The sequence below is a fragment of the Pseudomonas sp. 2,4-D genome (assembly GCF_030418155.1).
GTDB lineage: Bacteria > Pseudomonadota > Gammaproteobacteria > Pseudomonadales > Pseudomonadaceae > Aquipseudomonas > Aquipseudomonas alloputida.
On sequence record NZ_JAUHUI010000021.1, the window covers coordinates 1 to 20,007 of the forward strand.

Genomic DNA, 20,007 nt, shown 5'->3' on the forward strand with positions numbered 1-20,007 from the left:
CAGGTAGGGCGCAGTGTCCGAACCTGTTGAGATCCTGTGGGGGCGGGCTTGCCCGCGAAGAGGCCGGTACTGGCTAACGCTTAATCAACACTCACACCGGAAAAATCATTGCGCCCAAACGGGCTGACCTTGAACTGGGAAACCTTGACGCTAAGCGGCTGGCTCACGGTGGAATGCGCCACCGGCGTAATCGGTACCTGCTGCTTTAGCCGCTGCTGGGCCTGCTGGTACAGGGCGGTGCGTTGCGTACGGTCGGTCACTTGCTTGGCCTGCTTGACCAGGCTGTCGTACTGCGGATCGCACCACTGCGAGTAGTTGTTGCTGCCGATGGCATCGCAGCTGTAGAGGGTGCCGAGCCAGTTGTCCGGGTCGCCGTTGTCACCGGTCCAGCCGATCAGGGCGATGTCGTGCTCACCGTTTTTCATGCGCTTGAGGTATTCGCCCCATTCGTAGCTGACGATGCGCACCTTGAAACCGAGCTTGCTCCAGTCGGCCTGGAGCATTTCGGCCATCAGCTTGGCATTGGGGTTGTACGGGCGTTGCACCGGCATGGCCCACAGGGTGATCTCGGTGCCAGGTTTGACACCCGCCTGCTGAAGCAGCTGTCTGGCCTTTTCCGGCGCGTACGGGGCGTCCTTGATGCTGTCGTCATAGGACCACTGGGTCGGTGGCATGGCGTTGACCGCCCGTTGGCCGGCGTCCTGGTACACCGCCTGGAGGATGGCTTCCTTGTTGACCGCCATGTCCATTGCCTGGCGCACTTCCAGGCGGTCGAATGGCGGGTGCTGGGTGTTGTAGGCGATGTAGCCGAGGTTGAAGCCTGGTTGCTGGAGCACCTGCAGCGTGCTGTCGGCCTTGAGCGCCGGCAGGTCGGCCGGGCGTGGGTGCAGGGTGACCTGGCATTCGTTGCGGCGCAGCTTCTGGATGCGCACCGAGGGGTCGGTATTGATCGAGAACACCAGGTTGTCGATCTTCACCTCGTTCGCTGCCCAATAGTCCTTGTTGCCCTTGTAGCGGATCTGCGAATCCTTCTGGTAGCGCTGGAACACGAATGGCCCGGTACCGATAGGCTGCTGATTGATGTCGCTGGGGCGTCCACTGGCCAGTAGCTGCTCGGCGTATTCAGCGGAGAGGATGGAGGCGAAGCTCATGGCCAGGTTCTGGATGAACGCGGCATCGACGGTGTTCAGGGTGAACACCACGGTCAATGGGTCGGTCTTCTCGACGCGGGCGATGTTCTTGTCCAGGCCCATGCCGTTGAAATAGGGAAACTCGGTAGGGTAGGCCTGACGGAACCGATGACCCTTGTCGAGCATGCGGTTGAAGGTGAACAGCACATCGTCGGCATTGAACGTGCGGCTCGGGCTGAAGGCCTTGTTGCTGTGGAACTTGACCCCTTCACGCAGGTGGAAGGTGTAGCGCAGGCCGTCGTCGGACACCTCCCAGCGCGTCGCCAGGGCCGGGTGCACGGCGGTGCCGCCACGTTCGAACTCGACCAGGCGGTTGTAGATGGGTTCGGCGGCGTCGTTGTCGGTGGCGCTGGTGTACTGGGCGGTGTCGAAACCGGCGGGGCTACCTTCAGAGCAGAACACCAGGTTGTTGGCGAGCAGGACCGGGGATTGGCTGATCAGGCCCAGGGCCAGCAGGGTCGAAAGGCGTTTGGCGTGGCGCATGGCAATTCCTTTTTCATCTGTTTGCGCCGCCTTGGGGTGCGAATGGCGGCAACAGTTAGCCGACCCCGCAGCGGATAGCCGCAGGACGACATGAAAGGGTGGCAAGGAGGGAGGGGCACCCGCCGCTCAGCGGGTGCCTCGGTCAGCCTATTTGTCCACGCTGACGCCGTAGAAGGCGTTCAGCGCGAATGGGCTGATCTTGAAGTCCTTCACCTTGGCGCTCATGGGCTGGTAGACGGTGGAGTGGGCGATCGGGGTGATCGGTACCTGCTCCTTGAGGATATGCTGCGCCTTCTGGTACAGCTCGGTACGTTTGGCCTGGTCGGAAGTGGCCTTGGCCTGCTTGATCAGGTCGTCGTAGGGCTTGTAGCACCACTTGGAGAAGTTGTTGCCGTCGATGGCATCGCAGCCGTACAGGGTACCCAGCCAGTTGTCCGGATCACCGTTGTCGCCGCTCCAGCCGATCAGCATGGCGCCCTGTTCGCCGCCTTTGGAGCGCTTGATGTATTCGCCCCATTCATAGCTGACGATCTTTGCCTTGATGCCGATCTTGGCCCAGTCGGACTGGAGCATTTCGGCCATCAGTTTGGCATTGGGGTTGTACGGGCGTTGCACGGGCATGGCCCATAGGGTGATTTCGGTGCCTTCCTTGATGCCGGCTTCCTTGAGCAGTTGCTTGGCTTTCTCGGGGTCGAAAGCGGCGTCCTTGATGCTGTCGTCATAGGACCACTGCGTGGGCGGCATGGCGTTGACCGCCAGCTGGCCGGCGCCCTGGTACACCGACTCGATGATTTTTTTCTTGTCCACGGCCATGTCCAGCGCCTGTCGGACTTTCAGCTGGGCCATGGGGTTGGCCTCGTTGCTGCCCTTGATCTTGTCCATCACGTTGTAGGCGATATAGCCGAGGTTGAAGCCGGCCTGCTGCGGCATTTGCAGGTTCTTGTCGGCTTTTAGCGGCTCGATGTCGGCCGGGCGTGGGAACAGGGTGACCTGGCACTCGTTCTTCTTGAGCTTCTGCATGCGCACCGAGGCGTCGGTGGTGATGGCAAAGATCAGGTTGTCGATCTTCACGTCCTCGGGCTTCCAGTAGTCCTTGTTGCCCTTGAAGCGGATCTGCGCGTCCTTCTGGTACTTGCTGAACACGAACGGGCCGGTGCCGATCGGCTTCTGGTTGATGTCGGCGGCCTTGCCACTCTTGAGCAACTGGTCGGCGTATTCGGCGGACTGGATCGAGGCAAAGCTCATGGCCAGGTTCTGGATGAACGCGGCGTCCACCTCGTTGAGGGTGAACTTCACCGTGTGCTCGTCAAGCTTCTCCACCTTGGCAATGTTCTTGTCCATGCCCATGTCGGTGAAGTATGGAAACTCGGTGGGGTACGCCTTGCGGAACGGGTTGTCCTTGTCGAGCATGCGGTTGAAGGTGAACAGCACGTCGTCGGCGTTGAACGGGCGACTGGGCTTGAAGTAGTCGGTGGTGTGGAACTTGACCCCTTCGCGTAGGTGGAAGGTGTAGGTCTTGCCGTCGTCGGACACTTCCCATTTGGTCGCCAGGCCCGGGATGACAGCAGTGCCGCCGCGCTCGAACTGGGTCAGGCGGTTGAACACGGTCTCTGCCGAGGCATCGAAGTCGGTCCCGGTGGTGTACTGCCCCGGATCGAAGCCGGCTGGGCTGCCTTCGGAGCAGAACACCAGGTTGGATGCGGCAACGGCCGACGGTGCGCCGCTAAGCAAGCCTGCACCCAGCAGGAACGGAATGACTGCGTGTTTGAGCATGGTGGCCTCATTGTTGTCATTTTTTGGATGAGGTGGCCTCGTGAGCCGACCTGCGGATACTGTATGCAGGGGGCGTTCCCAATGCAACAGGTACAAGGATAGTTGGCGCCGGGAAAGTGGCACGAACGTACATGGATGTCGCATTGGTATAACTTTTGGCGAAGTTAAACGTTTGCGTAGGCAAAATGATGGCGTTTTGCGCGATGTTTCTAGGCAGGGGAAAGCGTAGGACGCACCCTGTTGGTGCGTAAGAAATGTCTGAAAATCGTGAAAATGACGCAGTCACCCGTAGGAGCGGGTTTACCCGCGAACACGGGCAAAGCCCGTGCCATCCACCGCCGTGTCTTGCTCGCGGGCTCCCACAGGTGATGCGTGGACGCCTTATGGCATCTGCACTTCGATCAGGCCATCGGCATTCATGCTCACTTCACTGGTGCCCGCCTCGATATCTGGCGCCGGTGCTGCTTCATCAGCCCCCATGGCCTTCATCGCCATCGGCGCGCTACGCAAGTACGGGCGCGGGTAGCCGCTGCTGTTGAGGTTCAGGCTCACCACTTTGTAGCCTTTGCCACCCAGCGCTTCGGTCGCCAGTTGCGCGCGTGCCTTGAAGGCATCGACCGCATCCTTGAGCAGAGCATCCTCGCTGGCCTTGCGCGTGGCCGGGGCGATGGAGAAATCCATGCCAGCCATTTTCAGCTCTTGCAACAAATCGGCGGTAAGCTGGGACAAGGCCGGGAAGTTGGCGCTTTCAAGGCGCAGTTCGGCGCGCTCGCGCCAGCCGGTAATTTTCTGGCCCTTGCTGTCATACACCGGGTAGCTGTTGCGGCTGCCTTGGCTGATCTTCACGTCCTTGACCTGGCGCGACTGCTGCACGGCCTTGTTCATGGTTTCGGTAATCTGCTTGGCGAGCTTGCCCGGGTCGCTGTTCTGCGCTTCGCTGTACAGGGTCACGACCATCAGGTCGCGCGCCACTTCCTTGCTGACTTCGGCACGCAGCGATACCTGGTTGAAACGCGGTTCATCGGCAGCCAGTGCCGGCAGGCTGGCGAGCAGGCCGCAAGACATGATCAGGGCAGCGCCGCGACGTGGGATTTGCATGTGGTACTCCTTGGCATTTGAAGGCGTGGGGGCTGGTCATCCATTCCACGCATGGCCCATAGGACCGGCAACAGTGTAGTGGGTTCAAAAGTGCCATCATGAACCTGTGACAAAGTGTGGCGCTTTGCCGCATCGCTGCAGCGAGGCGCCTGGCTTCGGTATACTCCAGCCGATTTTTCTGGAGCACTCATCAGGAGAGCTCATGCTCGCCGCCGTACAACCATTGTCCGCTACCCGCCAGAACCTCTGGCGCCTGACCGTCATTCGGGTCCTGGTCCTGGCTGCCCAGGCCGGCTCGGTGGGCGTTGCCTACTGGACCGAACTGCTGCCGTTGCCCTGGCTGTCACTGGCCGGCACCTTGGCCTTGTCTTCGTTGCTGTGTGCCTTCACGGCCCTGCGCCTGCGGCTGTCGCTGCCCGTCACCGAAATGGAGTACGCCCTGCAGCTGGCCTGTGACCTGCTGATCCACAGTGCCTTGCTGTATTACTCCGGCGGCTCGACCAACCCGTTCGTGTCGTATTACCTGGTGCCGCTGGCGATCGCTGCGGTGACCTTGCCGTGGCTGTATTCGCTGATCCTGTCGGGCATTGCGCTGACGGCCTACAGTTTGCTGCTGGTGCAGTTCTACCCGCTCGAAGGGCTGCCGATGGCGCGGGACAAGATGCAGGTCTACGGCATGTGGCTGAGCATTGCCCTTGCGGCGGCTGTGATCACCTTTTTTGCCGCGCGCATGGCCGAAGAACTGCGCCGACAGGAGCAGCTGCGTTCAGAGCGGCGTGAAGAAAGCCTGCGCGACGAGCAATTGCTGGCTGTGGCTACCCAGGCCGCCGGTGCCGCCCATGAGCTGGGCACGCCGCTGGCGACCATGAGCGTGCTGATCAACGAAATGCGCCAGGACCATACCGACCCGCTGTTGCAGGAAGACCTGCAGATCCTCCAGGACCAGGTAAAGCTGTGCAAAGAGACCTTGCAACAGCTGGTGCGCGCAGCCGAAGCCAACCGGCGCCTGGCCATCGTGGAGCAGGATGTGACCGCCTGGCTGGACGAGGCGCTCAACCGCTGGCACCTGATGCGCCCGGAAGCCAGCTACCGCTTCCAGCGCCTGCGCGACGGCAAGGTGCCGCGTCTGGCGCCGCCGCCAGACCTGACCCAGGCGTTACTGAATCTGTTGAACAATGCCGCCGATGCCTGCCCTGATGATCTGGAGGTTCGCCTGGACTGGGACGCCCAGGACATCGTCATCAGTATCCACGACCATGGTCCTGGTGTACCGCCAGCCATTGCCGAAGCCATTGGCAAACCTTTTATTACCACCAAGGGCAAAGGCTTCGGCCTGGGCCTGTTCTTGAGCAAGGCCAGCGTGACCCGTGCGGGCGGCTCGGTGAAACTCTATAGTCATGAACAGGGTGGCACCCTGACCGAACTGCGCCTGCCCTATGGCAAGCGAGGAGATGAATGATGAGCGAAGAAAACCAGGTCGAAAGCGAAGAGCTGCCGCACCTGCTGCTGGTGGATGACGATGCCACCTTCACCCGGGTCATGGCCCGGGCCATGAGCCGTCGCGGTTTCCGTGTGAGCACTGCCAGTTCTGCCGAAGAAGGCTTGATTCTGGCCCAGCAGGACCTGCCGGACTACGCCACGCTGGACCTGAAGATGGATGGCGACTCCGGCCTGGTGCTGCTGCCCAAGCTGCTGGAACTGGACCCGGAAATGCGCGTGGTGATCCTGACTGGGTACTCGAGCATTGCCACCGCAGTGGAGGCGGTCAAGCGCGGTGCCTGCAACTACCTGTGCAAGCCGGCTGACGCCGATGACGTGTTGGCAGCACTGCTGTCGGAGCACACCGACCTGGATACCCTGGTGCCGGAAAACCCGATGTCGGTCGATCGCCTGCAGTGGGAACACATCCAGCGCGTGCTGAACGAGCATGAAGGCAATATCTCGGCCACCGCGCGGGCGCTGGGCATGCACCGACGGACGTTGCAGCGCAAGCTGCAGAAGCGACCGGTTCGGCGCTGATTCCTTATCGATGATGTTGGCCTGTTCGCGGGGGAGTCCGCTCCTGCAACAGTGAGCGCGGGCTTGCCCGCGAAGGGCTGCAAAGCAGCCCCCATCAAGGCGAGCTCGATGAAGGTACTGTTGGTCATCCTTGCGCTGGTTGCAGGTAGCGCCAAGGCGGAGGACTGGCCTGACCCGCAGTGGCAGAACGACCCTGCCACCCTCGACTGGCAGGCCGTCGACGCTTACGCCTTTCCTGCACGCTCCCCCTCAGAGCGCAACGGCATCCGCACGGACGCTCTGCTGATCATCCGCGACGGGCGTATCCTCCACGAGCGCTACACCGCGCCCACCCGCGCCGCCACCGCGCACCTGACCTGGTCGGTAAGCAAGAGCGTACTGGCCACGGTAATGGGCGTGGCCCAGGGCGAAGGCCGCTTCCAGCTGCAAGACCCGGTCAGCCGCTTCTATCCACCCATGCGCGCCCACCCCGGCGTGCGCGTGGCCGACCTGCTGCACTGGGCCAGTGGCCTCGAGTGGCAGGAAGACTACGAATACGCGCCGCTGAAGTCGTCGGTGGTGGCCATGCTGTATACCCGTGGCCGCGCAGACATGGCCGCCTACGCGGCGGCGCGGGGTGCCGCCGCCAGCCCCGGTCAGCGGTTCCTCTACTCCAGCGGCGACAGCAACCTGCTGGCCGCCGCGCTGCGCGGCATGCTCGATGCCGGGCAGTACCCCGACTACCCCTGGCACGCACTGTTCACCCCGTTGGGTATCGGCAGTGCGGTGTGGGAGCGTGACCGGGCAGGCACCTACGTAGGCTCTTCCTATCTCTACCTCAGTGCCCGTGATTTGGCCCGTATTGGCCTGCTGATGTTGCGCGACGGGCGCTGGCAGGGCCGACAATTGCTGCCCAAAGCCTGGGTGGCCTTCAACCGCACCCCGTTTGCCCAGGCCCAAGCGCTGCCCGGCGAGGCCATCCCGGGTGGCCACTGGTGGCTCAACCAGCCGCTGGCTGGCGCCGAACGGCCTTGGCCCAGTGCACCCGCAGACACCTTCGCCGCCCTTGGCCACTGGGGGCAGGCGTTATATGTGTTGCCTGAGCAAAAGCTGGTGATCGTGCGCTACGCCGATGACCGCGACAGCAGCTATCGACATGACGAATTGCTCAAGCGGGTGCTGGCGGTACTGGCCGGGGAGGGGGCATGAAGCGGTTATTGCTGCTGGCGCTGGCAGGGCTCCTGTACTGGGCCTGGCAGGAACGCCAGGCGCTGGCGGATTTCCCCGGCATACTCTCGGCCTACTCGGCCAAGGAATACTGTTCCTGCCGCTTTGTCATGGGCTTCGACAAGGTGTACTGCCAAGGGTACGTGAAGCAGTGGCTGCCACTGAGCCTGCTGGAGGAAAACAGCCAGCAGCAGCGAGTCACCGCTGAAGGCCTGGGGCGGCGCAGCCAGGCGGCTTGGCAAAGCATGCGTGAGGGCTGCCGCTTGCTGCCATGAATGCAGGCGGGTAAGGTTGGCGGCCTGGTTTCACGAGATCTGTCATGTTCAAGTTGCCCCGTCTGCTGCCTGCCTTATTGCTGGCTCTGTGCCTGCCCGCTCATGCCAATTGGCACCTGGATGGCGAATCTTCACGGCTGTCGTTCATCACCGGCAAGAACGGCGACACCGCCGAAGTGCATCGCTTTCTGGTGTTGCATGGCACGGTCGATCGCAAGGGTATGGCCGGGTTGAGGATCGAGATGGACTCGGTGAGCAGCGGTATTCCGCTGCGTGACGAGCAAATGCGCGACAACCTGTTCGAGGTCGAGCGCTTCGCCGAGGCCACAGTGAAGGCGCAGATCGACCTGCAGCCGATCAATGACCTGGCCGACGGTGCTCAGATCGAATTGCGCCTGCCGCTGACGGTCACCTTGCATGGCCAGTCGCACAGCTACAATGTCCTGTTGCTGGCCACCCGCCTGGATGCGCGGCGTTTCCAGGTGGTGACCCTTGAGCCTCTGGTGCTGCGCGCCGAAGATTTTGGCTTGCTGCCGGGGCTGGAAAGCCTGCGCAAGTTCGCCAGGTTGAAGTCCATCAACCCGTCGGTACCGGTTAGCGCGGTGCTGATCTTCACTGCGCGCTGACATGGCGGGGCCGGTCTTCCCCTGGCGGGATGGCAATCAGTTCGAACTGCTTATCGACGGCCCTGCGTTCTTTCCGCGCATGCTCCTGGCGATCATGCGTGCCGAGTTCCAGGTTGACCTGGAGCTGTACCTGGTCGAGGCCGGTGCCTGTGCCGAGGCGGTGGTCGACGCGCTGGAGCAGGCTGCCCGGCGTGGCGTGCGGGTGCGGTGCCTGTTCGATGACTACGGGTCATTGGCTTTCAACAGCGCGTTGCGTCAGCGCCTGCTGGACGCTGGCGTGTACTTGCGCTGGTATAACCGTCTGCGCTGGAAGCGTGGCCTGCGTAACCTCTACCGTGATCATCGCAAATTGCTGCTGGTTGACGAACGTTGGGCCGTGGTGGGGGGGACGGGCGTTACCGACGAGTTCTGGACGCCGGGTGAGGCGACCAGCGAATGGCACGAAGTGATGGTGCAGATGCAGGGGCCGGTGGTGAGCGACTGGCAGTTGCTGTTCGACCGTCAGTGGCAAGCCAACAACCGCCGCACCGCCTGGCGCCCTGCTGAAGGCTTTGGCCTGCCGCGTCTGCCCAAGGTGCCTGCGCAGGGGCAGGGCATGGGCCGGGTTGCTTATGCCGACGCCCGCCAGCACCAGGACATCCTTCACGCGCTGGTACGGGCGCTGAACAGCGGCAAGAAACGGGTGTGGCTGGCCACGCCGTACTTCTTGCCGACCTGGAGCGTGCGCCGTTCGTTGCGCCGGGCTGCCAGCAAGGGCCTGGACGTGCGTCTGTTGTTGACCGGTCCGCGCACCGATCACCCCTCGGTACGCTACGCCGGGCATCGTTACTACCCGCGCCTGTTGCGTGCGGGCGTGCGGATTTTCGAGTACCAGCCGTGCTTCCTGCACCTGAAGATGGCTGTGGTAGACGACTGGGTCAGCGTCGGTTCGTGCAACTTCGACCACTGGAACCTGCGCTTCAACCTTGAAGCCAACATCGAAGCGCTGGACCCGCCGTTGACAGCGGCGGTGGTGGCCAGCTTCGAGCGCGACTTCGCCCAGAGCGAAGAAGTCGACCTCGCCCACTGGCATGCTCGCCCTTTGTGGCGCAGGGTGAAGCAACGGATCTGGGGCTGGCTCGATCGGTTGGTGGTCAACTTCCTCGACCGCCGTGACTGACAGCGGCTATCGTGCAGTGATTATTCAAAGCTAACCGAAGGAGTGGGCGAGATGACGGCGAAGAAAATTCTCATGCTGGTGGGCGACTACGTCGAAGATTACGAAGCGATGGTGCCGTTCCAGGCTTTGAGCATGGTGGGCCACACGGTGCATGCGGTGTGCCCGGAAAAGCTGGCGGGGCAGACCGTGCGTACCGCGATTCATGACTTTGAGGGTGAACAGACCTACAGCGAAAAGCCTGGGCACAATTTTGCCCTGAATTATGATTTCGTGCGGGTGCGGCCCGAGAGTTATGACGCGCTGCTGATCCCGGGTGGCCGGGCGCCGGAGTACCTGCGCCTGAATGAAAAGGTGTTGGACCTGGTCCGGGCGTTCGACCAGGCCGGCAAGCCGATTGCGGCGGTCTGCCATGGGGCCCAGCTGCTGGCAGCGGCAGGGGTGCTGGAGGGGCGTGAGTGCAGCGCGTACCCGGCATGTGCGCCAGAAGTGCGCCTGGCGGGTGGCACGTTCATCGACATCGCGGTGGACCAGGCGCATGTGGATGGCAACCTGGTGACCGCACCGGCATGGCCCGCGCACCCGGCCTGGCTGGCGGCGTTCCTTAAAGTGCTGGGCACGCGTATTGCCTGACAGGCTTGGTTGAGTTGGCAGCGGGTTGCTTCAGGCAACCTGCTCCACCCAGTCATTGAGGTTGTAGTAGTTGGTCACCCGGGCAATCTTGCCACAGTGAATATAGAAGAACGCCCCCGCCGGCAGCACATAGGTCTGGCCGTTTGCTGTCGGCAACCCTTCGTCATCGGCCAGGTATTGGCCATGCACGGTGAACTCCGCCGCCGCGCGGCTGCCATCGGCGTTCTGCATCACCACGATGTCGGCCAGGCGCTCGCGGTAGCAGCGGTTCATCTTTTCCATGAACGCGGCGAACCTGGCCTTGCCCATCTGACGCTCGCCCTGGTTGATGTCGTGGATCACGTCTTCGCTGAGCAGCGCCAGAAACGCCGGCATGTCACCCGCGTTGAAGGCGGCGTAGTAAGCATTTACCAGTTCGGTTGCGGTCATGGAACATTTCCTGTCGTGTAGGGAAAAGGCGGGTCGTTAACTCGGATGATAGGGTTTCCCCTCAAGCCCGGCTTAGCCGAGCGCGTCATCCACATCGACAAAACGACCGCCAAACATGGAAATACGCCTGTTGCACGGTGCCGCTATCGCGCCTTACATCGATGACCTCGCTCGCCTGCGCCTTACTGTGTTCCGCGAGTTCCCCTACCTTTACGACGGCACCCCAGAGTACGAGGCCGACTACCTGGCCAACTATGCCCGCTCCGGGCGCAGCCTGGTTGTGCTGGCGCTGGACGACGGCAAGGTGGTCGGCGCCTCTACCGGCCTGCCGCTGGTGGATGTCGCGCCCGAATTCCAGCAGCCATTCCTGGCCCAGGGGCGCGACCCGGCCAGTGTGTACTACTTCGGTGAGTCGCTGGTGTTGCCGGCATACCGCGGTCAGGGCCTGGGGGTTCGCTTCTTCATCGAGCGCGAGTCCTACGCACACAAACTGGCCGAGTTCGATTACTGCGCGTTCTGCGCGGTCGAGCGACCTGGTGCGCACCCGCGACGGCCAGCCGAGTACAAACCCCTGCATGGCTTCTGGCGCAACCGCGGCTTCCTGCACGACCCATCGCTGCGTACCACCTACGCCTGGCGCGACCTGGACGAGCAGGAAAGCTCCGACAAGCTGATGTCGTTCTGGCTCAAGGCACTGCCGATATGATCCGCCTGGCAGCCTGCCAGTACGCCATCGAGCTGCACGAAACCTGGGACGCCTACGCCGACCACCTGCAAGGCCTGTGCGCCGAAGCGGTGGAGGCGGGTGCACGCTTGCTGCTACTGCCGGAGTACGCCGGGCTGGTGTTGAGCGGCCAGCTGAATGCCGGGCAGCGGGAAGACCTGAAGGCTTCGATTGCCGGCATCCAGCCGCTGATCGAACCTTGGAAAGCGTTGTGCGAGAGCCTTGCCCGCCGCTGGGGGATCTACCTGCAACCGGGCAGTGTGCCGGTGCTGGACAACGATGGGCGCTACCGCAACCGTGCCTGGCTGTTCGGCCCCCAAGGTGTGCTGGGTTATCAGGACAAACTGATGATGACCCGCTTTGAGCGCGAGCAGTGGGACATCGCGGCAGGCCAGGGGCTGCAGGTGTTCGAAACCGAACTGGGGCGCTTGGGCATCCTGATCTGCTACGACAACGAGTTCCCGATGCTGGCCCGCCGCCTGGCCGAGTGTGGTGCCGACCTGATCCTGGCGCCAAGTTGTACCGATACCGAAGCCGGTTACCACCGGGTGCGTATTGGCGCCCAGGCGCGCGCCCTGGAGAACCAGATTGCCGTGTTGCAGAGCCCTACGGTGGGGGTGGCGCCCTGGTCGCCGGCATTGGACGAGAATATCGGCCGGGCAGGCTTGTTCGTACCGCCGGATCACGGGATGCCGGGGGATGGGGTGGTGGCGTTGAGTAAGCAGTTGAACCCGGACTGCAGCCAGTGGCTGGTGTGTGAGGTAGATCTGCAGGAAGTGCGGCGGGTGAGGCGGGAAGGGCAGGTATTTACCTGGCGGGACTGGCCGGAGCAGTTCGAGAGAGTCCTGTGATGACAGTGCGGCCTCTTCGCGGGCAAGGCTGCCCCCACAGGTAACGCGTAGCCTTCTGGCTTGCGCTGTACGTGTGGGAGCGGGCTTGCCCGCGAAGCAGCCGCCGCAGTTACATCAGGTTACTTCACTTCGACGGCCAGGCTTTCGGCAATCTTGCTCTGCCACAGGGCAGGGCCAGTGATGTGTACCGACTCACCGTTGCTGTCCACGGCGACGGTCACCGGCATGTCCTTGACTTCGAACTCGTAGATCGCTTCCATGCCCAGTTCGGCGAAGGCCAGTACCTTCGACTTGCGGATGGCCTGGGCGACCAGGTAGGCAGCGCCGCCAACGGCCATCAGGTACACGGCCTTGTTGTCCTTGATCGCCTCGATGGCGGTCGGGCCACGCTCGGACTTGCCGATCATGCCCAGCAGACCAGTCTGCTCAAGGATCTGGCGAGTGAACTTGTCCATACGGGTAGCAGTGGTCGGGCCGGCTGGGCCTACCACTTCGTCACCCACCGGGTCGACCGGGCCGACGTAGTAGATGAAGCGGCCTTTCAGGTCTACCGGCAACTCTTCGCCACGGTTGAGCATTTCAACCATGCGCTTGTGCGCGGCATCGCGGCCGGTCAGCATCTTGCCATTGAGCAGGATGGTTTCACCCGGCTTCCAGCTGGCCACTTCTTCCGGGGTGATGTCGTCGAGGTTGACGCGACGGGCGCTCGGGCCGGCTTCCCAGACGATTTCCGGGTAGGCGTCCAGCGACGGCGCTTCCAGTTCTGCCGGGCCGGTGCCATCGAGCACGAAGTGGGCGTGGCGGGTGGCGGCGCAGTTGGGGATCATGCACACCGGCAAGGACGCGGCGTGGGTCGGGTAGTCCATGATCTTGACGTCGAGCACGGTGGTCAGGCCACCCAGGCCCTGGGCGCCGATGCCCAGCTGGTTGACCTTGTCGAACAGCTCCAGGCGGATTTCTTCCAGGCGGTTCTGTGGGCCACGGGCCTTCAGTTCGTGGATGTCGATGGACTCCATCAACACTTCCTTGGCCATGACCGCGGCCTTCTCGGCGGTACCGCCGATGCCGATGCCGAGCATGCCAGGTGGGCACCAGCCAGCACCCATGGTCGGCACGGTCTTCAGTACCCAGTCGACGATCGAGTCGGACGGGTTGAGCATGGCCATCTTCGACTTGTTTTCCGAGCCGCCGCCTTTGGCTGCGACATCGACTTCCACCTTGTCGCCGGGGACGATGGAATAGTGGATCACTGCCGGGGTGTTGTCCTTGGTGTTCTTGCGGGCACCGGCCGGGTCGGCCAGGATCGAAGCGCGCAGGACGTTTTCAGGCAGGTTGTAGGCGCGACGCACACCTTCGTTGATCATGTCGTCGACGCTCATGGTGGCGCCATCCCAGCGCACGTCCATGCCCACGCGGATGAACACGGTGACGATACCGGTGTCCTGGCAGATTGGACGATGGCCGGTGGCGCACATGCGCGAGTTGATCAGGATCTGGGCGATGGAATCGCGTGCAGCAGGCGATTCCTCACGCAGATAGGCCTCGTGCATGGCCTGGATGAAATCGACGGGGTGGTAGTACGAGATGAATTGCAGGGCGTCGGCGACGCTCTGAATCAGGTCGTCTTGCTTGATCACGGTCATGCAGCGCGCTCCTCTTAAAGACGGGAACATTCAAAAAGACGCTCGACATAGCCGACCAGCACGTCGAAGCGCCTTGCAAGGCGCCGGCAGGTCAGGCCGACGGAAAAAGGCGCGGCAGTATAGCGCGCATCGGTGCCCGGCACACCTGCGGCCGGTCTGGACCATGGTCGGCAGCGTGCAGGCATCTATTTTGCTGGTGTGCGCTGCTTGGCTTACAGTGAGTCTTGGACAGCAGGAGATGTACCGAACATGCCCGAAATTTGCGTGGGCGAGCGCCGCTGGGTGGTGCCCATTGGCAGCAACCTGCTCGATGCCCTCAACGAGGCAGGGCTGAATGTGCCTTACAGTTGCCGCGCCGGCAGTTGCCACGCCTGCCTGGTGCACTGCCTGGACGGGCAACCGGCAGACGCTTTGCCCGAGGCGTTGGCGTTGGAGAAACACGCCCAGGGCTGGCGCCTGGCCTGCCAGTGCCGGGTGGTCGAGGACCTGCGTGTGGCGCTATACGACCCCTTGCTGGGTGGTGTCCCGGCGCAGATCTGTGCGTTGGACTGGTTTGGCGATGTATTGCGCCTGCGGTTGCGCCCCGATCGGGTGGTGCGTTACCAGGCGGGGCAGCACGTGGTGCTGTGGCTAGGCGCGGTTGCTCGGCCTTATTCCTTGGCCAGTCTGCCGGGTGAGGACGATTTTCTCGAGTTTCATATCGATTGCCAGCGGCCTGGTGCCTTTTGCGACAAGGTGCGTGGTCTGCAGGTCGGCGATGAGATGCGTTTGGGGGAGTTCAGAGGCGGAGCCCTTCATTACGACCCTGATTGGCAGGAGCGGCCGCTGTGGTTGCTGGCTGCGGGAACCGGGCTGGCGCCACTCTGGGGTATCTTGCGCGAAGCGTTGCGCCGGGGGCATCGGGGCGAAATCCGGGTGTTGCATGTGGCGCGGGATCCGGCAGGGCACTATCTGGCGGAGAAGCTGCTGAAGCTGCCCGGGGTGAGTGTCGAGCTGGTGCTGGTGGAGCATGTGGATGAAGCGCTGGCCGAGATGCGGCTGTTGTCGCGCCAGACGGTGGCGCTGCTGTGTGGGGCACCGGGGAATGTCGAGCGGTTTGCCCGGCGCATGTTCATGGCAGGGGTACCGCGGGGACAGGTGTTTGCTGATGTGTTCGTCGAGCATGCCTGAGTAGCATTTGAAGTGCGAAGGGCCGCAAAGCGGCCCCTCTTTCATGCGGCGCTGCGCTCGGCGACGGGCACCTCGGCCTGCCCCCGCCGATAGAGAACCAGGTAATACGACCCAAATCCGATCAACCAGCAGAACACTGCCGTCCACACATTGTGCGACAGGAAGTGCGCCCCCTGCATCATCCTGCCCACCGACAGTATCGACCCTGCTGTCAAGGCCACTACAAACGCCACCCGCGCCACGCGCGGCTTGCGATCACGCAGCATGAAGAACAAGGCGAACAGGCAGAACCCGGTCGCTGCATGCCCGCCCGGCCAGCACAGCCCAGGCTTGTCGGTAGGTGGCCGTGGTTCCAGCAGCTTGCTGTAGGTTTCGGTGCCGCCAAACTGGGTCAGGCTCCAAGGGCACTGCACCTGGGTGACTTTTTTCAACGGCGTGACAAACGCCGTGGACAAGCCCAGTGCCAGCGCCAGGCAGCCCAGTTCACGGCGCCAGCCAAACAGGCGCTTCCAGAAAAAGCTCGCGGCAAAGGTCAGCAGCGATATCACCCCCAACAGGATCACCACTTGCTTGACCCGGTCATGCAGGATGTTTTCCAACAGGTAACTGTGGCGGCCAATGAACTGCCCGGCAGCGGGGTCGAAGAACAGGTTGGCGACATCCATGTCGACTGAAGTCAGCTCCAGCAGGATCAAGGCCACCGCAGTCGCCAGGGGAATCCCCAGGTACAGCCAGTAGTTGATCGGGCGAGGGCGGGTGCGTTGCTGCATGACAGCTCCAGGGCGCGAAAAAGAACGGGTATTGTCGGCCGCCCGCTATCCTGTGTCCGTGAAGGATCAGTGAAAAAACCGTCAAGTGCGGTGAATTTTCCCCAGGGCTGGCACCGTGCAGGCATAGGCCTTAAGCTGCGCCTGCCGCGCACCACAGCGAGAAGCGCCGCACAGGAGAAACCGATGCGCATTCTTTTGGTTGAAGACAACCGCGATATCCTGGCCAACCTGGCCGATTACCTGGGCATGAAAGGCTACACCGTCGACTGTGCCCAGGATGGCCTGTCCGGGCTGCATCTGGCTGCCACCGAACATTACGACCTGATCGTACTCGACATCATGCTGCCAGGCATCGATGGCTACACCCTGTGCAAGCGCCTGCGCGAAGATGCCCGCCGTGACACGCCGGTGATCATGCTCACTGCCCGCGACCAGCTGGACGACCGCCTGCAAGGTTTCCGCTCGGGTGCTGACGATTACCTGCTCAAGCCATTTGCCCTGTCGGAGCTGGCTGCGCGCATCGAAGCGGTGCTGCGCCGTGCCCAGGGCGGTGGGCGGCGCACCCTGCAGGTGGCTGACCTGAGCTACGACCTCGACACCCTCGAGGTGACCCGCCAGGGGCGCCTGCTGAAGCTCAACCCGGTCGGCCTCAAGCTGCTGGCGGTACTGATGCAGAAAAGCCCGCACGTACTGCGCCGCGAGGTGCTGGAAGAAGCCTTGTGGGGCGACGACTGCCCCGATAGCGACAGCCTGCGCAGCCATGTGCATCAGCTGCGCCAGGTGATCGACAAACCGTTTGAAAAACCGTTGCTGCATACCGTCCATGGCGTCGGCTATCGCCTCGCCGAGGGCCGCGATGGAGTTTAAGCAAAGCCTTGCCCAGCGCATCATCATCGCCTTTGCCCTGATGAGCGCGCTGGTGGCCGGAGCCTTCGCATTCGGTATCGTCGGCACAGTGCACCTGGTCGAAGAGCGACTGATTTCCTCGGTACTGGGCGGTGATCTGCAGCGCCTGTTGCGTATGGACAGCGTCAGTGACTGGAGTCATCGGCCTCGCCCAGACCAGCTGTTCTATTTCAGCGGCGGGCGTGACGACTTCGAGCTGCCCAAGGACCTGCGGCACCTCGACCGCGGTTTCCACGAGGTGTTCCGAGACCAGCTGTCCTACCATGCCATGGTCGAGATCGTCGATGGTCGCCGTTATGTACTGCTGCAGGACCAGAGCGACTTCGAGGAGCGCGAGCGCGTACTGTTTGCCGTGGTTGTGGTGGGCTTCGTGCTCAGCCTGGTGTTGGCCGTCATCCTTGGCTGGCTGGTTGCACGTCGGGTAATGGCACCGGTCATCCGCCTGGCGCGTCAGGTGCGCCACCGCGATCAACTATTGGGCCTGGCCCCGCCGCTGGCTCCGGATTATGCGGCAGACGAAGTCGGCCAGCTTGCAGTGGCTTTCGACGACACCCTGGGGCGCCTGCGTGATGCGCTGACCCGCGAGCGGCTGTTCACCAGCGACGTCAGCCACGAGCTGCGCACGCCGTTGATGGTGTTGGCTACCTCGTGTGAGCTTCTGATGGAAAACCCCGGCCTCGATGCCCGTGCGCGTAGCCAGGTGGAGCGCGTGGCGCGGGCCACCGAAGAAATGCGCGAGCTGGTCAAGACCTTCCTCATGTTGGCCCGCGCGCAGCGTGATGAGGGGGCAGTGGCGTCACGGGCGACCCTGCGCGAAGTGGCCGACGAGCTCATCGGGGTGTGGCGCGACACCATCGAACAGAAAGGCCTCACCCTGTATTTCGATGGCCGCGTGAGCGCTAGCCCTGTGCTGTACAACGCCACCTTCCTGCAGTCGGTGATGGGCAACCTGCTGCGCAATGCGGCGCACTACACCGACAGTGGGTATATCCGCCTGAGCCTGGAAGCCAACGGTTTCAGCGTAGAGGACAGCGGCGTGGGTATCCCCGAAGAGCAGCGCGAGGCCATGTTCAGGCCGTTCGTGCGTGGCGATGAACGGCGTGGCGAGGGGCTTGGGCTGGGGCTTTCGCTGGTGCAGCGGATCTGCGACGACCAAGGTTGGCGTGTCACCCTGACATCCACCTTGCCGCATGGCTGCCGCTTCCAGGTGGACCTGAGCAACACAGTGGCCAAAGGCGACCCGGACACCTTGGTCGAGTAATTTCTTGTATCAGGTCAAATAGTGCTCAACGTTTTTTTCACATTGGCATGACCTGATTCCAACGCTTGCATGACTAGTGTGGGCGCAATGGAGTCAGGAGATGCCCAATGCGTAGCCCCATCAAGCTTGAATTTTCCGAGAAGTACGACAAAGACCATGCGCGCGAGTACTTTCTCAAGCACCAGGACGGCCTGGCGCGACGCCTTTCCCACAAGCGAGATGAGCAGTTGGCGCGCCGCGCCTTGGCATTGGCGGGCGAGCCTGGCCTGGTACTCGACCTGCCATGCGGAGCGGGCCGTTTCTGGCCGCTGTTGGCGGAAAAGCCCAATCGGGTAATCATCGGTGCCGACAACTCCGAGGCCATGATCGAGACAGCCTGTGCGGCGCAACCGCCAGAAGTGGTGGCACGGGTACGGCCTTTGCAGACTTCTGCATTTGCCATCGACCTGCCAGACAACGCCGTGGACAGCATTTTCTGCATGCGCCTGTTCCATCACATTGGCGAGTCGGCGCACAGAAAGACCATTCTTTCGGAATTTCAACGGGTTAGCCGTGATAGTGTGATCCTTTCCCTGTGGGTGGATGGCAACTTCAAGGCCTGGCGGCGGAAAAAGCTTGAGCAACGCCGTAGCGCCAAGGCCGAACAGGACAATTACCAGAACCGTTTCGTGTTACCTGCCGAAACGGTCGAAGAAGAATTCAGGGCCGCCGGCTTCAGAATCCAGGAACGCCTCGACTTCCTGCCGTTCTATGCCATGTGGCGGGTCTATGTATTGCGTAAGGGGTAGTGTTTGATGGCTGTAGCCCATAAAGGGGAAGCGCAGTTCGATTTTTACTGGCGCCAGCAAGGCGAGTGGGTCGAGGAGCCTAACCAGCGCCGCGGCGGCGAGAGTGGCGTGCAACGCCTCAACGATGTCGATGGCAAGCTGTTGTATGCCAAACGCCAGGTTGGGCATATCTACCGCAGCCTGTTGCACCCTTTTGGTCGGCCGACCGTGTTGCGTGAACTCGATGCGCTGAACAGTTTCGAGCAGTTGGGCGTGCGTGTACCGCGCATCGTCTTCTGTGGTGCGCAGCGCGATGCCGAGCACCAGTGGCGCGCGCTGCTGGTCAGCGAAGCGCTGGACGGTTTTGTCGAACTCGACACCTGGCATGCCGAAGGTGCCCGCGAGCGTTACCCGCAGGTGGTGCATGAGCGCATGCTCAAGGACCTGGCGGACAACCTGGCGCGGATGCACCTGGGGCACTGGCAGCACGGCTGCCTGTATGGCAAGCACGTATTCATCAAGGTAATCGGCGAGGGCGAGCAGGCCCGGGTCGAAGTGGCGCTGCTGGACCTGGAAAAGTGCAGGCGGCGTATCAGCTGCCAGCGGGCGGCCGGCAATGACTTGCGTCAGCTGCGCCGCCATTCGTCGCTCAATGACGCGGAATGGCGGACGCTGCTCTACTTTTACAAGATGGCGTTTGGCAGCGCTGTCAAAGGGTTAGAGTAATGAAACTAGAAATTGCTCGAGCTTTGTTCCTGGTAGCTGGCCTGGCGGTGACCACCGTGGCGGTGGCTGCCTGGGAAGAGCCGAGGCCAACCGTGTTCAGCAAGGCTGAGATGGCAGAGCAGTGCGCGTTGCCGCGGGATGCAAAACCGCAGCAGCAGGCCCGGAGCGAGCCGGACCAGGACCTTTTGCTGTTCCTGTTTGGCCTGCGTCAAGGGTTGCGGTCACAGGGATGAACCCTGCGTTAGCTGGAAAAGCCAGAGGCCTCGCGATTGCGGAGCCTTTGGTTTTTTGCGTCTGCCTT

21 protein-coding genes are annotated in these 20,007 nt (G+C 62.5%); 15 read left to right on the forward strand and 6 right to left on the reverse strand.

Features of this window, described 5'->3' with window-relative positions; all coding sequences use genetic code 11:
• Window positions 1–80: 80 nt before the first annotated feature.
• The 3 genes from QYE47_RS15970 to QYE47_RS15980 all read right to left on the reverse strand — a co-directional run bounded on the left by QYE47_RS15970 (window position 81) and on the right by QYE47_RS15980 (window position 4,544).
• Window positions 81–1,673 carry an ABC transporter substrate-binding protein gene (locus tag QYE47_RS15970; RefSeq protein WP_014589780.1) on the reverse strand — a complete coding sequence of 531 codons (1,593 nt, stop codon included), beginning with the start codon at window positions 1,671–1,673 and terminating at the stop codon, window positions 81–83.
• 147 nt (window positions 1,674–1,820) lie between these two features.
• Window positions 1,821–3,446 carry an ABC transporter substrate-binding protein gene (locus QYE47_RS15975; protein WP_019439056.1) on the reverse strand — a complete coding sequence of 542 codons (1,626 nt, stop codon included), beginning with the start codon at window positions 3,444–3,446 and terminating at the stop codon, window positions 1,821–1,823.
• A 381-nt stretch (window positions 3,447–3,827) separates the two neighbouring features.
• Window positions 3,828–4,544 (reverse strand): SIMPL domain-containing protein, encoded by a 717-nt coding sequence (locus QYE47_RS15980; RefSeq protein WP_003255248.1) that lies wholly within the window; start codon window positions 4,542–4,544, stop codon window positions 3,828–3,830.
• Window positions 4,545–4,746: 202 nt separating this feature from the next.
• Here QYE47_RS15980 and QYE47_RS15985 point away from each other — a divergent pair, with 202 nt between their 5' ends.
• The 7 genes from QYE47_RS15985 (at window position 4,747) to QYE47_RS16015 (ending at window position 10,459) form a co-directional block, all read left to right on the forward strand.
• Window positions 4,747–6,003: an ATP-binding protein gene (locus tag QYE47_RS15985; RefSeq protein WP_014589781.1), complete on the forward strand. Its 1,257-nt coding sequence runs from the start codon at window positions 4,747–4,749 to the stop codon at window positions 6,001–6,003.
• On the forward strand, window positions 6,003–6,563 hold the full coding sequence (locus QYE47_RS15990) for a response regulator transcription factor (RefSeq protein ID WP_003255244.1): 561 nt from the start codon (window positions 6,003–6,005) through the stop codon (window positions 6,561–6,563). The genes QYE47_RS15985 and QYE47_RS15990 overlap by 1 nt, the downstream gene beginning before the upstream one ends.
• A gap of 108 nt (window positions 6,564–6,671) precedes the next feature.
• On the forward strand, window positions 6,672–7,751 hold the full coding sequence (locus QYE47_RS15995) for a serine hydrolase (protein WP_070383489.1): 1,080 nt from the start codon (window positions 6,672–6,674) through the stop codon (window positions 7,749–7,751).
• Window positions 7,748–8,044: a hypothetical protein gene (locus tag QYE47_RS16000; protein ID WP_014589783.1), complete on the forward strand. Its 297-nt coding sequence runs from the start codon at window positions 7,748–7,750 to the stop codon at window positions 8,042–8,044. The genes QYE47_RS15995 and QYE47_RS16000 overlap by 4 nt, the downstream gene beginning before the upstream one ends.
• 44 nt (window positions 8,045–8,088) lie before the next feature.
• The gene (locus tag QYE47_RS16005; protein WP_003255241.1) at window positions 8,089–8,670 is read left to right on the forward strand and encodes a YceI family protein; all 582 of its coding nucleotides are present in this window, start codon (window positions 8,089–8,091) and stop codon (window positions 8,668–8,670) included.
• A gap of 1 nt (window position 8,671) precedes the next feature.
• Entirely contained in the window at window positions 8,672–9,829 is a 1,158-nt protein-coding gene (locus QYE47_RS16010; RefSeq protein WP_014589784.1) for a phosphatidylserine/phosphatidylglycerophosphate/cardiolipin synthase family protein, read from the forward strand.
• 51 nt (window positions 9,830–9,880) lie between these two features.
• Window positions 9,881–10,459, forward strand: coding sequence for a DJ-1/PfpI family protein (locus QYE47_RS16015; RefSeq protein WP_014589785.1), 579 nt, complete (start codon window positions 9,881–9,883; stop codon window positions 10,457–10,459).
• 30 nt (window positions 10,460–10,489) lie between these two features.
• Here the strand turns inward: QYE47_RS16015 and QYE47_RS16020 are convergent, their stop codons facing one another.
• Window positions 10,490–10,888, reverse strand: coding sequence for a nuclear transport factor 2 family protein (locus QYE47_RS16020; protein ID WP_010952100.1), 399 nt, complete (start codon window positions 10,886–10,888; stop codon window positions 10,490–10,492).
• 115 nt (window positions 10,889–11,003) lie between these two features.
• On the opposite strand from QYE47_RS16020, the gene QYE47_RS16025 reads away from it, so the two are divergent.
• Together QYE47_RS16025 and QYE47_RS16030 are read left to right on the forward strand one after the other, a co-directional pair.
• Window positions 11,004–11,594, forward strand: a complete 591-nt coding sequence (locus QYE47_RS16025; protein ID WP_003255235.1) for a GNAT family N-acetyltransferase — start codon at window positions 11,004–11,006, stop codon at window positions 11,592–11,594.
• A complete protein-coding gene (locus QYE47_RS16030; RefSeq protein ID WP_014589786.1) occupies window positions 11,591–12,463 on the forward strand; it encodes a carbon-nitrogen hydrolase family protein in 873 nt (290 codons plus the stop codon). The genes QYE47_RS16025 and QYE47_RS16030 overlap by 4 nt, the downstream gene beginning before the upstream one ends.
• A gap of 119 nt (window positions 12,464–12,582) precedes the next feature.
• On the opposite strand, the gene QYE47_RS16035 is transcribed toward QYE47_RS16030, so the two are convergent.
• The gene (locus QYE47_RS16035; RefSeq protein ID WP_003255232.1) at window positions 12,583–14,106 is read right to left on the reverse strand and encodes a fumarate hydratase; all 1,524 of its coding nucleotides are present in this window, start codon (window positions 14,104–14,106) and stop codon (window positions 12,583–12,585) included.
• Window positions 14,107–14,355: 249 nt separating this feature from the next.
• Between QYE47_RS16035 and QYE47_RS16040 the strand changes: the two genes are divergently transcribed.
• Window positions 14,356–15,276 carry an iron-sulfur-binding ferredoxin reductase gene (locus QYE47_RS16040; protein ID WP_070383490.1) on the forward strand — a complete coding sequence of 307 codons (921 nt, stop codon included), beginning with the start codon at window positions 14,356–14,358 and terminating at the stop codon, window positions 15,274–15,276.
• A 41-nt stretch (window positions 15,277–15,317) separates the two neighbouring features.
• Here QYE47_RS16040 and QYE47_RS16045 read toward each other — a convergent pair whose 3' ends face one another.
• Window positions 15,318–16,046 carry a phosphatase PAP2 family protein gene (locus QYE47_RS16045; protein WP_014589789.1) on the reverse strand — a complete coding sequence of 243 codons (729 nt, stop codon included), beginning with the start codon at window positions 16,044–16,046 and terminating at the stop codon, window positions 15,318–15,320.
• A 183-nt stretch (window positions 16,047–16,229) separates the two neighbouring features.
• Between QYE47_RS16045 and colR the strand changes: the two genes are divergently transcribed.
• The 5 genes from colR (at window position 16,230) to QYE47_RS16070 (ending at window position 19,939) form a co-directional block, all read left to right on the forward strand.
• On the forward strand, window positions 16,230–16,913 hold the full coding sequence (colR, locus tag QYE47_RS16050) for a two-component system response regulator ColR (protein WP_003255215.1): 684 nt from the start codon (window positions 16,230–16,232) through the stop codon (window positions 16,911–16,913).
• On the forward strand, window positions 16,903–18,213 hold the full coding sequence (locus QYE47_RS16055) for a HAMP domain-containing sensor histidine kinase (RefSeq protein WP_014589790.1): 1,311 nt from the start codon (window positions 16,903–16,905) through the stop codon (window positions 18,211–18,213). Before colR ends, QYE47_RS16055 begins: the two co-directional genes overlap by 11 nt.
• Window positions 18,214–18,320: 107 nt before the next feature.
• Complete coding sequence (locus QYE47_RS16060) at window positions 18,321–19,001, forward strand: class I SAM-dependent methyltransferase (RefSeq protein WP_010952107.1); 681 nt, start codon at window positions 18,321–18,323, stop codon at window positions 18,999–19,001.
• Between the two features lie 6 nt (window positions 19,002–19,007).
• A complete protein-coding gene (locus QYE47_RS16065) occupies window positions 19,008–19,706 on the forward strand; it encodes a lipopolysaccharide kinase InaA family protein (RefSeq protein ID WP_014589791.1) in 699 nt (232 codons plus the stop codon).
• A complete protein-coding gene (locus QYE47_RS16070; RefSeq protein ID WP_014589792.1) occupies window positions 19,706–19,939 on the forward strand; it encodes a hypothetical protein in 234 nt (77 codons plus the stop codon). Before QYE47_RS16065 ends, QYE47_RS16070 begins: the two co-directional genes overlap by 1 nt.
• Window positions 19,940–20,007 lie beyond the last annotated feature (68 nt).

What these genes read in the sequence shown, in the direction of transcription:
- QYE47_RS16010 (WP_014589784.1), top strand. Translation starts at nt 8,672, where the DNA reads ATGGCGGGGCCGGTCTTCCCCTGGCGGGATGGCAATCAGTTCGAACTG.
- QYE47_RS16035 (WP_003255232.1), bottom strand. Translation starts at nt 14,106, where the DNA reads ATGACCGTGATCAAGCAAGACGACCTGATTCAGAGCGTCGCCGACGCC.
- QYE47_RS16025 (WP_003255235.1), top strand. Translation starts at nt 11,004, where the DNA reads ATGGAAATACGCCTGTTGCACGGTGCCGCTATCGCGCCTTACATCGAT.
- QYE47_RS15990 (WP_003255244.1), top strand. Translation starts at nt 6,003, where the DNA reads ATGAGCGAAGAAAACCAGGTCGAAAGCGAAGAGCTGCCGCACCTGCTG.
- colR (WP_003255215.1), top strand. Translation starts at nt 16,230, where the DNA reads ATGCGCATTCTTTTGGTTGAAGACAACCGCGATATCCTGGCCAACCTG.
- QYE47_RS16005 (WP_003255241.1), top strand. Translation starts at nt 8,089, where the DNA reads ATGTTCAAGTTGCCCCGTCTGCTGCCTGCCTTATTGCTGGCTCTGTGC.
- QYE47_RS15995 (WP_070383489.1), top strand. Translation starts at nt 6,672, where the DNA reads ATGAAGGTACTGTTGGTCATCCTTGCGCTGGTTGCAGGTAGCGCCAAG.
- QYE47_RS16020 (WP_010952100.1), bottom strand. Translation starts at nt 10,888, where the DNA reads ATGACCGCAACCGAACTGGTAAATGCTTACTACGCCGCCTTCAACGCG.
- QYE47_RS16015 (WP_014589785.1), top strand. Translation starts at nt 9,881, where the DNA reads ATGACGGCGAAGAAAATTCTCATGCTGGTGGGCGACTACGTCGAAGAT.
- QYE47_RS16000 (WP_014589783.1), top strand. Translation starts at nt 7,748, where the DNA reads ATGAAGCGGTTATTGCTGCTGGCGCTGGCAGGGCTCCTGTACTGGGCC.
- QYE47_RS16065 (WP_014589791.1), top strand. Translation starts at nt 19,008, where the DNA reads ATGGCTGTAGCCCATAAAGGGGAAGCGCAGTTCGATTTTTACTGGCGC.
- QYE47_RS15975 (WP_019439056.1), bottom strand. Translation starts at nt 3,446, where the DNA reads ATGCTCAAACACGCAGTCATTCCGTTCCTGCTGGGTGCAGGCTTGCTT.
- QYE47_RS16070 (WP_014589792.1), top strand. Translation starts at nt 19,706, where the DNA reads ATGAAACTAGAAATTGCTCGAGCTTTGTTCCTGGTAGCTGGCCTGGCG.
- QYE47_RS15985 (WP_014589781.1), top strand. Translation starts at nt 4,747, where the DNA reads ATGCTCGCCGCCGTACAACCATTGTCCGCTACCCGCCAGAACCTCTGG.
- QYE47_RS15970 (WP_014589780.1), bottom strand. Translation starts at nt 1,673, where the DNA reads ATGCGCCACGCCAAACGCCTTTCGACCCTGCTGGCCCTGGGCCTGATC.
- QYE47_RS16045 (WP_014589789.1), bottom strand. Translation starts at nt 16,046, where the DNA reads ATGCAGCAACGCACCCGCCCTCGCCCGATCAACTACTGGCTGTACCTG.
- QYE47_RS15980 (WP_003255248.1), bottom strand. Translation starts at nt 4,544, where the DNA reads ATGCAAATCCCACGTCGCGGCGCTGCCCTGATCATGTCTTGCGGCCTG.
- QYE47_RS16040 (WP_070383490.1), top strand. Translation starts at nt 14,356, where the DNA reads ATGCCCGAAATTTGCGTGGGCGAGCGCCGCTGGGTGGTGCCCATTGGC.
- QYE47_RS16055 (WP_014589790.1), top strand. Translation starts at nt 16,903, where the DNA reads ATGGAGTTTAAGCAAAGCCTTGCCCAGCGCATCATCATCGCCTTTGCC.
- QYE47_RS16060 (WP_010952107.1), top strand. Translation starts at nt 18,321, where the DNA reads ATGCGTAGCCCCATCAAGCTTGAATTTTCCGAGAAGTACGACAAAGAC.
- QYE47_RS16030 (WP_014589786.1), top strand. Translation starts at nt 11,591, where the DNA reads ATGATCCGCCTGGCAGCCTGCCAGTACGCCATCGAGCTGCACGAAACC.